The organism is Gilliamella sp. B14384G10 (assembly GCF_016101685.1).
In the GTDB taxonomy this organism is placed as follows: domain Bacteria; phylum Pseudomonadota; class Gammaproteobacteria; order Enterobacterales; family Orbaceae; genus Gilliamella; species Gilliamella apis_A.
Window position 1 is genome coordinate 412252 of the sequence record NZ_JACFQA010000001.1, and the last position, 14168, is coordinate 426419.

The 14168-nt window shown below is 26.6% G+C and carries 11 protein-coding genes; 3 read left to right on the plus strand and 8 right to left on the minus strand.

From position 1 onward, the window contains the following. Nucleotides 1-8 precede the first annotated feature (8 nt). Nucleotides 9-989: a glycosyltransferase family 8 protein gene (locus tag H3T54_RS01935; RefSeq protein ID WP_198220615.1), complete on the minus strand. Its 981-nt coding sequence runs from the start codon at nt 987-989 to the stop codon at nt 9-11. A gap of 147 nt (nt 990-1136) precedes the next feature. Between H3T54_RS01935 and H3T54_RS01940 the strand changes: the two genes are divergently transcribed. Then, entirely contained in the window at nt 1137-2093 is a 957-nt protein-coding gene (locus H3T54_RS01940) for a glycosyltransferase family 8 protein (RefSeq protein WP_198200425.1), read from the plus strand. Here H3T54_RS01940 and H3T54_RS01945 read toward each other — a convergent pair whose 3' ends face one another. Next, a complete protein-coding gene (locus tag H3T54_RS01945) occupies nt 2094-3062 on the minus strand; it encodes a glycosyltransferase family 8 protein (RefSeq protein ID WP_198220617.1) in 969 nt (322 codons plus the stop codon). It abuts the gene before it with no gap. A 192-nt stretch (nt 3063-3254) separates the two neighbouring features. On the opposite strand from H3T54_RS01945, the gene H3T54_RS01950 reads away from it, so the two are divergent. Continuing rightward, nucleotides 3255-4232, plus strand: a complete 978-nt coding sequence (locus tag H3T54_RS01950; RefSeq protein ID WP_198220619.1) for a glycosyltransferase family 8 protein — start codon at nt 3255-3257, stop codon at nt 4230-4232. A gap of 18 nt (nt 4233-4250) precedes the next feature. Continuing rightward, nucleotides 4251-5318, plus strand: coding sequence for a glycosyltransferase (locus H3T54_RS01955; RefSeq protein ID WP_198220621.1), 1068 nt, complete (start codon nt 4251-4253; stop codon nt 5316-5318). A 39-nt stretch (nt 5319-5357) separates the two neighbouring features. Here the strand turns inward: H3T54_RS01955 and msbA (H3T54_RS01960) are convergent, their stop codons facing one another. From msbA (H3T54_RS01960) to H3T54_RS01985, 6 genes are all read right to left on the minus strand, one after another. Beyond that, nucleotides 5358-7130, minus strand: coding sequence for a lipid A ABC transporter ATP-binding protein/permease MsbA (msbA, locus tag H3T54_RS01960; protein ID WP_198200434.1), 1773 nt, complete (start codon nt 7128-7130; stop codon nt 5358-5360). Nucleotides 7131-7138: 8 nt separating this feature from the next. Then, nucleotides 7139-8893 (minus strand): lipid A export permease/ATP-binding protein MsbA, encoded by a 1755-nt coding sequence (msbA, locus tag H3T54_RS01965; RefSeq protein ID WP_198220623.1) that lies wholly within the window; start codon nt 8891-8893, stop codon nt 7139-7141. A gap of 132 nt (nt 8894-9025) precedes the next feature. Beyond that, a complete protein-coding gene (locus tag H3T54_RS01970) occupies nt 9026-10087 on the minus strand; it encodes a glycosyltransferase family 2 protein (RefSeq protein WP_198200437.1) in 1062 nt (353 codons plus the stop codon). A gap of 128 nt (nt 10088-10215) precedes the next feature. Beyond that, nucleotides 10216-12384: a glycosyltransferase gene (locus H3T54_RS12025; RefSeq protein ID WP_198220625.1), complete on the minus strand. Its 2169-nt coding sequence runs from the start codon at nt 12382-12384 to the stop codon at nt 10216-10218. Nucleotides 12385-12400: 16 nt separating this feature from the next. Continuing rightward, nucleotides 12401-13195: a glycosyltransferase family 32 protein gene (locus tag H3T54_RS01980; RefSeq protein ID WP_198220627.1), complete on the minus strand. Its 795-nt coding sequence runs from the start codon at nt 13193-13195 to the stop codon at nt 12401-12403. A gap of 2 nt (nt 13196-13197) precedes the next feature. Beyond that, complete coding sequence (locus tag H3T54_RS01985; RefSeq protein ID WP_198220629.1) at nt 13198-14139, minus strand: glycosyltransferase family 2 protein; 942 nt, start codon at nt 14137-14139, stop codon at nt 13198-13200. Between the last annotated feature and the right edge of the window lie 29 nt (nt 14140-14168).

The window sequence follows — 14168 nt, forward strand, 5'->3', positions numbered from 1 at the left end:
GTTCATCCTTATCGTTTTTTAGACGCTTTATGCTTGAGATAAAGCAAATAATATTTACAAGCCGAAAAATATTTTTTTTGGCTAGCTAACAGTTTTGCATAACGCCTTGTAGTTGATGGCGCATTCTCATTAGCTAATAATAATTTTTGATTAGCCCATGGCGAAGTAGCAATATAACGTTGATAAATAGACGTTAAATATAATTGATACCATGGTTTATTACCTGTCACATAATGAATAATAACCGTATCATCACTTAAAACGCTATCTTCTTTTCCACCAACAGTCAGTGATGTGAGTTGATTAAATATTTTCGGTAGAAACTGAGTTTTACCTTGCATTAATATATTCAGAACATCCTGATCGGCAAATTTGTAAACTTTACCACTATTAATCATTGCAAAAGCTTTTTCGGTAAAATTATTATCTACCCACATATCAGTATTGATATAAATCATACCCGCATTAAAATATTCGCCATATGGAATATCACAGGCTGAACATTGTTTTTCTTGAGTTTTCTTTACATCAGGCACTACAGCGGCATATTTATCGGATAAGTCGGTATTGATCAAATGATTCAGATTGTTAGTACAAAGAATATCACAATCTAAATATAACACTCTGGATGTTATTTTATTTAGTATTTGAGGTACGACAAAACGTAAACACGTTGACGCAGAAACATGTAACACTAAAGTATCTGGATTTATAGAAAACTCATCGCTAACTTCGTAACAGATTATTGTGGTGTTTTTTTCACTTAATTGATGAAATTTTTGTATTTTCTCATCAGATACGTTGTTGGCAAATAAATGAAAAACCAAATTTTTATCGGAATTATTAATCATAACTGATGACATAGCAATACCTGCTGGCATTGCATAATTATCATCAAAACAAAAAGCAATATGAACTGTTTCTTGTGATTCAATTGTATGACTAAATAAAGTAGTGACCTTACTAATAAAAAGATTTTCTGCTAACATCAAGGCTTAATGTCCAAAATTAGAAATTTATTTATTGTAACATAATCAATTTTTATGAAAAAATTAAATATGAATATAACATAGCTATTTTGTAATAACAAAATAGCTATGTTATATTTAAAAGCAACGTATCAATGAGTATTTGAAATGAATAATAGTATTATTAATGTTGTATATTGTACAGATGCGAATTATTTAGAACATGTTGGTGTATCTATTACTTCAATCATACTTAATAATAAAAATCATAATATTCATTTTCATATTTTTTTATATGATGTTTCGGAAGAAGATAAAAACAAGCTCAAGGAAATTAGTCCTTTCATTAATCTTTATTCTATCCCGACAGATGAGTTAGATAAATATTCTGAAATTCAGAATGATAAGATAAAGCATATAAATCGCTCAATGTATATTCGCTTATCTGTACCAAGATTATTACCTGATTATGTTGATAAGTTTATTTATTTAGATGCAGATATACTATGCTTTAGTGATATATCTTCTATTTTGAATATCGATATTGATTCGGTAGTTTGCGCTGTGACGGCCGACTCTTTAGACGTAAATAATATGTTACAAAATAGAAACCGTTTAGGTTTAGCATCTGAAAAATATTTTAACTCTGGTTTTTTATATATAAATACTCAAAATTGGAAAAAATTTGATACCGAAGATAAAGCTAACCAAATATTATTATCTCCGCAAAATTATAATCTTATATACCCAGATCAAGATGCATTAAACATTGTTTTGCAAAAACAAATTAGTTTTATTAATGTAAAGTGGAATTATTTATTTACTTGGATGAATGATCAAGAAAAAGAATCTTTTTTCCATAATAAAAAATCATTACCATGTTTTGTGCATTTCACTGGCGCAAGAAAGATATGGTATCAAGAACATACAGGTCTTGCCCAAAATATTTATTGTTTTTATAAACATTTTACCCCATGGGCTAACTATAATTTAAAAAGTTATAAATCTAAAATGAGAGTAAATGATTATCGAATTTATTCTATCTCTTTTTTCAAACAGAAAAAATTTAAAGAAAGCGCAAAATATTTCTTACATTATATTAAATTAAAACTATTCAAAAAGTAATTAATTTACTTTTCTTAGTAAATATAAATAATAAAATTTTATAGCCGACATATAATGTTTTTCTTTAAAACAATACTTTGCATAATTACGTAACCAAGATTTTTTTAATGCTAATGGACGTTCTAAATCTTTCCAAGGAGATAATTGATAATATTTCTTAAATAATTGAGAATCAAACGTTTGATACCATGGTTTATACCCTGTCACATAATGTAACAAAACGGTATATTTCGCAATTTTTTTCTCTTCACTACAAGGTATGGTGATATGAATTTTTGTATTATATTTAATAGGTAAAAGAATAGTTTTGTTTTCTAATAAAATATTAAGAACATCTTGATCAGCAAAACGATAAATATTCCCATCATTTACTTTTTTAATACATTTATTTGTTAGATCATTTTCCATCCACTTTTCAGTATTAATTAATAACACACCAGAATTAAAATATTTCTCTGCGTCAATAGAATATAAAGTTTTTATTTCATTTTGCATTGGTTTATCATCAGGAATAACTCCTGCAACACAATTTGATATATCCGTATTATATAATTCTGAAATTGATTTCAAACAAAGAATATCACTGTCAAGATATAAAAATTTTTTTACCTGAGAATGTAATAGAGCAGGTAGAATAAAACGAACACAAGAAACAGCGGATAAATAACCTAATACTAAGGTATCTGGATTAATATCAAAATTAGCATTTAAATAGTATATTTTTATACTGACATTATATTGAACAAGTTCTTTTAGCTTAGCTATATTAGCAATAGAGACGTTATCAACAAGAAGATGAAAACAAAAATGTAAACTATCATTATTTTCAATTACTGAAGTTATAGTTACCCCTGCAGGCATTGCATATTTATCATCAAATGCAAGTGCAATATGAACTATCTCATTATCTTCAATATCTGTTAGTGCAAATCTTTCAATTTTACTTATATATTGTTCTGAATTAAACATTGATTATTTCACTTTATAAATTTTTTCTATTCTAAATAAATACATTAAATGTGTAAATTCATTTGATTAATTAAAAACTTTGAATTTACCAGATTTTTATTTATATTAAAATTTTTACCTATATTTTGTTAACAATCGAATATATAATTAGCCACATCTTTTGTTAGAAAAATAAGAATTAGAATTAATTAAATGTATAACGTTAATAACTTTATTGACAAGATTGAACCGATAAGTAATAATCATAGTCAACAGTTTCCAACTCTTCACATTGCTTTAGGTTTTGATGATAATTATGCAATGCCTGCAGGCGTAACAATATCATCAGTTATCCAAAACACTCCGAATTACAATCTTCATTTCCACTTATTTGTTGATAATGTTTCACCAATAAACATTGATAAGTTTAAAAAAATTAACTCTTCTAATGTATCAATTACATTATATTACTTGAATAATAATTTTATCATTAATCCTAAAACATTGGTTTTGCATATTTCAACTGTATCAACTTGTATTCGTTTTATTATGCCAAAGCTCCTAGTCTCCGTGACTGACAAATTAATTTACCTTGATAGTGATGTAATTTGCTTAAAATCATTAGCTAAATTAGCTGAATTCAATATTGACGATTATATAGCAGGTGTTGTTAGTGATACTAAAGATATGCAACAAGCTATTAGTAAAATGTATGATATTGATTCGACAAAATACTTTAATGCTGGAGTTTTATTGATAAATACCAAGAAATGGTGTGAAGAAAAGATTTCTGAAAAAGCATTAACATTAATTAATGATGGTAATATTTATAAATTTGCAGATCAGGATGTTTTAAATATTCTATTGGAAAATAAAACGCTATTATTGCCTATAAAATTTAATACTAAAATAAAAATTTCAATCGACGCACATCAAGAAAAAGAAATCAGGCCATATACTGTCATTTTACACTATATTTCGCAAAACAAGCCTTGGTTTAAAGTCTATCTTTCTAAAATTTTTGAGTATTATTTAGCTTTATCTCCTTGGAAAGATGAACAGTTGCCTTTAAGTGGTAATAGTTCATCTATAAGAAATTATGCTAAATATTTATTTAAACAAAGGTACTATTATAAATCTATTTATTACTATATTATTTATTTAAAATATAAATTATTTCTCAAAAAGTAATTATCTAATTAAAATTTTATGATAAATAACACCGTTTGTCTTTCTATAATTATACCCTGTTATAATGTTGAAAACTACATTATAGATTGTCTAGATTCTGTAACAAAATATAACTCTAATTCAATTGAGATCATATGTATTGATGATGGTTCAACCGATAATACACAGCACATACTTGAACAATATCGTTATAAATTCGAAAATATCAGAATAATCAAGCAACAAAATCAAGGAGTTAGTCAAGCTAGAAATAAAGGCATTGAGTATTCAAATGGTAAGTACATTTTATTCATTGATTCAGATGATATTATAAATTCTGATTTACTCAAAAAATTCTTAGACAGTTTAAGTATTATGCCTCAATTAGATTGTTTTTATTTTGATTATACATCTTTTAAAGAGACAGAAATAATCTCTTATGCAACTAATTTGGAGACAATAAAAACAAAAAGTTTCACTACAGGAATAGAGTTATTAAATTATTTACTAGAAAAAAGAAATTATTCTGGCGTTGTATGGCGATTAATTTTTAACCGAAAATTGTTATCAGAAAAATTCATTGAGAAAAATCACGAAGATCATAATATTTCGCTTTCTATTATCTCAAAAGCGAAATTAACTTATTATTTCATTGATAAAAATTGTTACTTTCATCGAGTCCGTTCTTCCTCATTATCAGAACAATGTATTGATGATTTAAATTTAAAAACTTTAATAAAAGTTTTAAATCAGTGCATAACAAAAATTAATAAACTACCATTATCCGATAAAGCAAAATGCAATTACATTTTTGCCATGAATATAACCTATTTAGAATCACTATTAAGATCAGATAAAATATTTACAACAAAAATAAAGGATAATATTATAAAGGAACTCGGCTTCCTCAAATTAATGATACGTATCATTAATAATAAGAAATCGAATGCTATAAGAAATATTTTTTATATACTAAAATTTACAAAAAAGAATCCTTGTTCATTTTCAGCCAAAAAAGCGCTGATAAAATGTGCTATAACTAAAAAATATCCTGATTTAAATATCAAAAAAGATTACAAATCCTATTCATCTTTAAATAAATTTTAAAAATATATTAGGCATATTTATTACACAATCAATAAATTATTATTCATTAAAATTACTTTTATATAATTTTGTATATGCGCCATCTTTTTTCAATAACTCGATATGCGTACCTTGTTCAATAATACTTCCTTCATTCATTACTAATATCTGATCAGCATTTTCAATAGTAGATAATCTGTGAGCGATAACAATAGATGTTCTTCCCTTTTGTAATATATCTAATGCTTTCTGTATTGCTTTTTCTGACTCAGTATCTAATGCAGATGTGGCTTCATCTAAAATCAGAATAGGGTTATCTCTCAATAAAGCTCTTGCAATAGCTATACGTTGGCGTTGACCACCTGATAATAAAACGCCATTTTCACCCACAATTGTATCAAAACCTTTATCAAATTGTTTTATAAAATCATAAGCATTTGCTTTTTTAGCTGCTTCTTCTATTTGCTCCAGAGAAAACTCACCAATTTTTCCATATGCTATATTATTTGCGATAGTGTCATTAAATAAATGCACATGTTGTGATACTAATCCTATTTGATTCCTTAAACAGTACAATGTGTAATTACTCAGATTAATTCCATCAATAGTTATTTCTCCATTAGAGATATCATAGAAACGAGTTAATAGATTCGCAATTGTAGTTTTCCCTGATCCTGACTTCCCAACTAAAGCCACTGTTTTACCGGCAGACACAGAAAAACTAATATTGTTTAACGCTAAATCCTGTCTAGTTGCATATTTGAATGAAACATTTTTAAAAATAATATTTCCTTTAACTTTATCAATATTGACATTACCATTATCTTGCTCAACTGGTTGTTCTAATATAGAAAACAATGTTTGGCAGGCAGCCATCCCCTTTTGGAATCCTGCATTTACACTTGTTAGGCTTTTAATCGGCTGCATTAATGCAACTAATGATGAAAAAACGACAGTAAACTCGCCTGGAGTGATATTTAAATCAGGATTACTTGCTGTAAGTAATACAAAAGCTATAGCAAAGGAAATAACAACTTGAACAATAGGTGTTGATAATGCTGAAATAGAAACCAATCGCATGTTATCACGACGAAACTTATTACTTACCTTTTCAAAGTTTCTATTTTCTTCCTCTTGTGCTCCGAATATAATAATTTCCCTATGACCTTTTAACATTTGCTCAACAGACATTGTCACATTGCCCATTGAATTTTGCATATTTTTTGCCAATCTCCTAAATCTAATTGAGATAAAAGTAATAAGACTTATCACTATAGGTGTAATAATGATTAAAGAGAGAGATAATTGCCAGCTATTATAAAACATTGTATAAAATAGACCGCAAATAAATGCTGTTTCACGTATTATAGTTATTAAAGCATCTGATGAAGATGCTGCGACTTGGTCTGTATCATAAGTAATACGTGACAACAACCGTCCTGTTGAATTTTGATCATAATAACTAACTGGAGCATCAACAAAATGACTAAATAATCTCTGACGAATTTTCATCACAATCTTTCCTGAGATTAATGACAAAAATACAGAATAACCATAGTTTGCAATTCCACGCAATAATACTAATCCAAAAATGTAAAAAGGAGCCATTAGTAAAAAATCTTGATCATTCATAGAAAAACCACGATCCAATAAAGGCCGTAATAATGCTATCAATGAAGTATCAGCAAATGCACTTGCTATAAGCAAAATAACAGATAAAAATAAAAAGAATTTATTTTCCATAATGAATGGAAACAACTTTAAAAAAGTCTTCCATGTAGAAAAATCTTTATCTATATCATTGATATTGTATTGGCTATTTTGTTGATTCATATTATTCATTATTTACTTTGTTTATTTTGAGTATTAAATTGCATTTCATACATTTGTGCATAAATTCCATTTAAATTGATCAATGACTGATGATCGCCATCTTCGATTACTTTTCCATCATCAATAACTAGAATACGATCCGCTTTTTCAATGGTAGACAAACGATGAGCAATAATAATAGAAGTTCTATCCTTCTGTAATATTTCTATTGCCTCTTGTACTAATCTTTCTGATTCGTTATCTAATGCAGAAGTTGCTTCATCAAAAATTAATATAGGATTATCACGTAATAAAACACGCGCTATTGCAATTCTTTGTCTTTGTCCACCAGATAATAAAATCCCATTATCACCTATTTGAGTATTGATACCATGTTCCAACTTATTAATAAATTCAATAGCATTTGCTTGCTTAGCAGCTCTTATAATGTCCTCTTCACTATGGTATCCTTGTTCACCATATGCAATATTTTCTGCAATTGAACCATTAAATAAATGAACATTTTGCGACACGTAACCAATTTGCTTACGCAAAGATTTCAATGTGTATTCTTTAATATTTATAGAATCTAATAAAATTTCGCCTTCTGATACATCATAAAAACGTGGTAATAAGCTAGCAATTGTTGATTTACCAGCACCTGATCGTCCAACAAGAGCTATCATTTGACCAGCTTCTATTTTTAAACAAAAATCATTAAGCACTGGAGCATTTCTTGTCGGATAAGTATACGTGACATTCTTAAATTCAATGTTTCCTTTTACTCTATCAGCAAGTATAGTTCCATTATCATCTTCTAGTGGAGAATCTAAAAGTGCAAACAGTGATTCACAAGCAATAGTACCTTTTTGAAGCTCAACATGTAAGCTTGTTAACTCACGCAATGGACGCATTACGGCAACCATTGCAGAAAAAACAACAGTAAATGAACCTGGCGTAATATCTAAATTTTGACTTGCAACTAAATAAAGTATAAAACCTAAGCCAGCCGTTGCAATTAGCTGAATTATAGGAGTTGATAATCTAGAAACTATTTCTATTTTCAACATACTTCGCCGAAAATTATCTGTTATACGATCAAAATTACGTTTTTCATATTCCTTTGCATTAAAAATTAAAACTTCTTTATGCCCTTTTAACATTTCGTCACTTGCTATAGTAATTTGTCCCATTCCTGCTTGCATTGATGCTATTGTCTCTCTAAATTTTCTGGCAATAAACTGGGCAGCAAAAATAATTAATGGAACCAAAATAATCAATACTGAAGCTAATTTCCAACTACCATATAACATAACAAGACATAAGCCCACAGCATAAGTTATTTCGCGAATAAGTATGATTAAAGCGTCAGATGAGGCCTTGGATAGCATCTGAGTATTAAAAGTAATAACTGAAACCAAATCTCCTATAGATTGCTTATCATGAAAACTAATAGGACTTTTCACCAAATGATTAAAAATCATTTGTCTAAACTTCGTTACAACTTTTCCTGATAACCAAGAAAGACAATATGTTGAAATATAATTCGATAATCCTCTAAGTAAAATTAATACAATGATAGCAATTGCAATTATTATCAAAAGGGAATAATTTTTATCCATTAAACCATGGTCAAGTAGAGGTTTAGTAAGTGATATTAATGTTGCATCAGTAGCTGCATTCAATAACAGCCCAAACACAGCAACAATTAATGCTCTTTTATATGGTTTTATAAATGGCCAAAGTTTTTTCAACGAAGTAATTGAGTTTAATTTTTGAGGCATAATAGAATATTAAAATAGTAACTTAGATATAATTATACACTATATAAGACTTTCTCGTTAATTTAATTATATTTTGTGTTAAGATTAAGTAATAATTCATCATAAAATCTTAATATATATTAACTGATATATTTATTTTTTTATTTTAATTTTAATACCTAAAAAACATAAAATATAAAATTTATCAGCATCCCAAAGTCCAATCAAGCGTTGTCTTTTGTTCAAAAATAATTGATTTATCTTTCCTATTTTGTAATAGTTTTTATCAGCTATTGAATATAAGAATTTATTATTAGGAAAATAAGACGTTAAATCAAATAATTTAACAATCTGAGTAGCTTTATTTAAAGCTAATATTCTATCCTTTTTAGGTAAACGGCGCATCGACTCTAACAATTTATCCTGTAATAAATCAACTAAAACTGGTTTAAACTTATCAATTAACTGCCATCTAAAAACAAATTGCAGTAAATAATCAAAACACAATAAGGAATCTAATTCATGAGAAATCATACCATTTTTCCGATTTCCTTTCTCATAACTCATAATAGAACCATCTCTTATAAGATAGTTATAAAATTTGTCATTGATAAAACAGACTTCATCACATAACAATCCATAAGACCAGAAAAAAGGGTTATCTTCATACCAAAGACCTGCAGGAAAAAGAATGTTGTATTGCCTGATGATTGAAAGTTTATAAACTTTATTCCATGCACATACATCCATCTTGGTCATTACATCATTAGATAATTTAATAAAACCTTTATATTTATGTTCAAAATAGCGTTTGTCTTGGGTTCTACTAAGATTACTTTCAACTATAAGATTAGTCGAAAAATAGACTAGATCGACTTCAGGTTTATTAAACTGCTTAATCGCTTTCTCATATGTATTTAATTCAATAAAATCATCTGAATCAACAAAAGTAATATATTCCCCCGTAGCTTGTTCAATTCCTATGTTTCGTGCTGAAGATAAACCACCATTTATTTTGCTAATTATTCTGATTCGATTATCAATTTTTTGATACATTTCTAATATTTTTAGAGAGTCATCTGTTGAACCATCATTAACGCAAATAATTTCAATATTCTTAATAGTTTGATTAATTATACTATCTAAACATTTTATTAAATATTTTTCTGTATTATATACAGGAACTATTATTGATAAAATTGGTAAAATATTCATAGGAATTATATTAAAATCTTTTATATAAAATATTTTTTACTTCATGAAATATAAATTACATAAATACCAAAAATAAACAGTTAATGATTTAAACTATATTAATAAATATAAAAAATAAATTTATTAAGCTATTTATAGATATTTTTTATTTTAAGTAAATGCTCTAAAGCTTCTTCAATATCACAGATCATTTTAGTTTCAGGATTAACATAAATACAATAGTTAATATAAGCAATGTAAAATAACTCTTCTAAAGATAATTGCCTTTTTCTGCGAGGGAGAGGAATTTTATCAAATGTTAACCCCCATCCAGCATAAAAAGGTACACCATAAACATTAACAGGTTTACCACACATTAATGCTTCAAATCCTATAAGATCATTATGTACATACACTTCATCTATTTGATTAATTAAATCAAATGGGTTAATGTTATCTTCTACAAATTTAACTGATAAATTATCAGATAAAGACCTCAAAATACTTTTATAACGTTTACGCTGACTCTCATTACAATTATGGGAAAATTTAATAACTATATTGCTATTTGGATTATTACAAATAGCTTCATTTAACATATCGTCAAAATTATAATTTATGTCATAGTGTTTTTTATAAATTTCCCAATCAGATTGAACAACAAGTACATTTTTCTTGTCCTTTTCCTTATAAAGGAGATAATCTCTATTATAATTATTATATTTGGATATTTTATTACTAATAATTTTATTTATAACATTTTTAGTTCTTAATAATTCTTTATTATTTACTTGCTCTGTATTTAATAAAGTTTCGAGATCCGTAGTTACATTACCATCATTAAAATAACCTTTTGAATCTATTATAAACGAAATACAAGAACAAAATTTTGGCATTGCACCTCCATATGGAGGCATTACATTACTAATAAAACCTGTAAATATATAATAAAATGGCTTTTGTTCTTCCTCTGCTAATTTCATTATTTCAAAAACATTTTGATGTTCAAAAGAAAACAATGAATTAGACTCATCTAAATGAGGTGTCAAATTAGCTATAATAGATAAATTTTCAAAATAATATTTAAAATCATTTAGATTAATTTGATTATATAAAGTTAAATTTTTTCTATTTGATGAAAATTTTTCTTTTTTCTGTTTTGAAATATTTGAAGTAATAATTTTTTGTAACTTTGTTAGTTCATCATATAGATAATTAAATTTATTAGTCGTATCTACAGCAAGTTTTTTAAATTTACTCTTAAATGTTCTTTTTTTGAATTTTATTCCTAATAAACAGAAAGTAATACGTCCTGATGAACGATAAAAACCGAAAAGGCTCTGTTTTCTAGTTATAAAATTGATTTCATCTATTTTATAATATTTTCGTTTCTCTAATGCACGAAAAAAACGATTTGAAGGAAAGAGAGTCGTTAATGAGAACTTATTCACAATATCTGTTGCTTTTTCTAATACTTTTTTTATATTTTTTTTCGATGTATGCTCAAGCTCATCTCTAAAAACCTTTTCAAAATTTTTTTCCAAAGTTAAAACTACCTTAAATAATAAATTCCATTTAAAAATAAAAGTTAATAACTCTTCGAAACAAAATAACCTATCTAATTCATGGGATAATTTATTCTCTTTATTTTTCTGAACTTGTAGAGTTAAATTCATAATTGAATTTTTTCGACTTAAATAGTTGTGTAACCTTTCTGGCACAAAATAAACATAATCACTAACTAGCGCATATGACCAGAAAAAAGGATTATCCTCATAAAGTTTTCCTTCTGGAAATCTTATACTATAGTCCTTAATAATCGAAAGTTTATAGATTTTATTCCAAGCACAAACATCCATAAAATTAATAACATAACTAGTTAATTTAACTAGTCCACTAAATTTGTGTTGAAAATAATCATGATTGTAACGTTCACAATCATTTTCTTCCATGACTAGATTTGTTGAAAAATGTACGAGATCAACTGTATCATTAATAAATCTTGATAAAGCCAATTCGTAAGCATTACTTTCAACATAATCATCTGAGTCAAGAAAAGTAATATAATAACCGCTAGCATGTTCAATGCCTACATTTCTTGCTGATGACAACCCACCGTTAGCTTTATTGAATATTTTTATTCTAGAGTCTTTTTTAGCGTATTCATTTAAAATTATATGTGAATTATCGCCAGAACCATCATTTATACAGAGAATTTCAATATCCTTAAAAGTTTGATTAACTAAACTATCTAGACATTTTCTTAAATATTTCTCTGTATTATAAACAGGCACCACAATAGTTAATTTAGGTTTCACAATTAAATATTCCTATTTAAATAATAATAAAAGCATATTTTTTTTGATTAAATGAAAACGAAAATAATATTTTATTTGGAATTGTTTCTTGTTTTAATTTAACAAATACAACTTTCTTATTTAACTTAAATTTAACTTTAAATGCTTTTTTGACTTCTGTTTGAATAGCTATATCTTCTACGTCATCTTTCCAAGAAGCATAAAATTCATGTACACAATAGTTATCATAACCTTCAATATTTTCACAAAAAAAATGAGATGGGAAAATTATTTCTTTGGATGATAATTTCAATGTATCAAATTTATTGTAAGGTTCAGATACCAAATTTTTATTTTTTAGAAGGGTTGTTATTCTTTCGACATTTGTTGTAAGGTCTGGCATTCCATTTTTAATAAATTTGTCATTTTCATAAGTATCGAGGATTTCTTTAATAAATGGATTATTTTTAACAGCTCCTAAAGTAGCTGTCGAAATAGGATGTATTATTTCTCTCCAGTTTTCATAGCAAGAAAAAAAATCCAAATCAAGGAAAGAATCAAATGATTTAGATATAGTTACATCTGTATCTATATAAATACCACCTTCTGTTAATAAAGCATAAATTCTAAAAAAATCGGAAACAAATGCAAATTTTCTAGCTTCATACGCCTCATTAACATATTGATTATTAACTAATTTAATATGACTATCATTCCATTCTACAAACTTATAATCTGGAAGTTTTTCTTTCCAATCTTCTATGTTTTTTAATATTTTTTTAGGCTTGGGATTGTTACCAAACCAACAATAATGAATTATTTTAGGGATCATAATTAATTTAAACTCTTTGTTATTTTTTTAGAAAAATTAATAAAACAAATTCCCAATGAAAAAGAAAATATTTTTCTCATGTAAGATTTCGGTAGGTCTGAACTTTGAAGCAAATTTAATAATGCTTCTTTTGTAACAGCTCCCCCCCAATCCAAATGTCTTCTTATCATGTAAAATATAGCATTATAGTTATTTATATTTAACTTATTCTGGAACATATATTGTAATATTGAATAAATTACTATAGCTCTATCTACATTATTTCGTCGTTTTATATCTGATGATGGATTGTTACATTGAGAATTTTCGTTAATTTTATTATAAATATAATAAGTACTTTTCGTATAAAGTATTTTTCTAGAATTAATCAAATATATTGAATTAAAATAAAAATCTTCTGCAAATCCAAAATAATTGTCATATTCAAGAAATTGATGACTAAGATTTTTTATTTTACTTAAATTATACAATTTAGCATAAGGAGCTGGAAAAGCATCATCACTTAACATATAAATTATTTTTTTCCTATTTATTAGTGATACAAGATCCTTTTCAAAAAAGAAACTTTTAACTACACCTTCATGCTTTTGATGATAAATATCGCAAAATACACAGTCTATATCGTCATTATATAAACTTACTAAAACTTCAAAATAATCAGTAGGTATAATATCATCAGAATCAACAAATGTAATTAATTTACCAGATGCTTTTTTAATACCCAGATTTCTGGCTTTATTAGATCCGCCATTGGGTTGATAAAAATATTTTAATCTTAAATCAGATTTAAATTGTTCACAAATTGAACAAGTAGAGTCCGAACTTCCATCATCAATAATTATCAGCTCAAATTCTTTAAATGATTGAGAAAGTATGTTTCTGATACACATATCAGCATACTTCTCAGAATTATACATGGGCAAAACCACTGAAAGTAATGTCATACCTATTCCTAGTTAGATTAAATTACAAA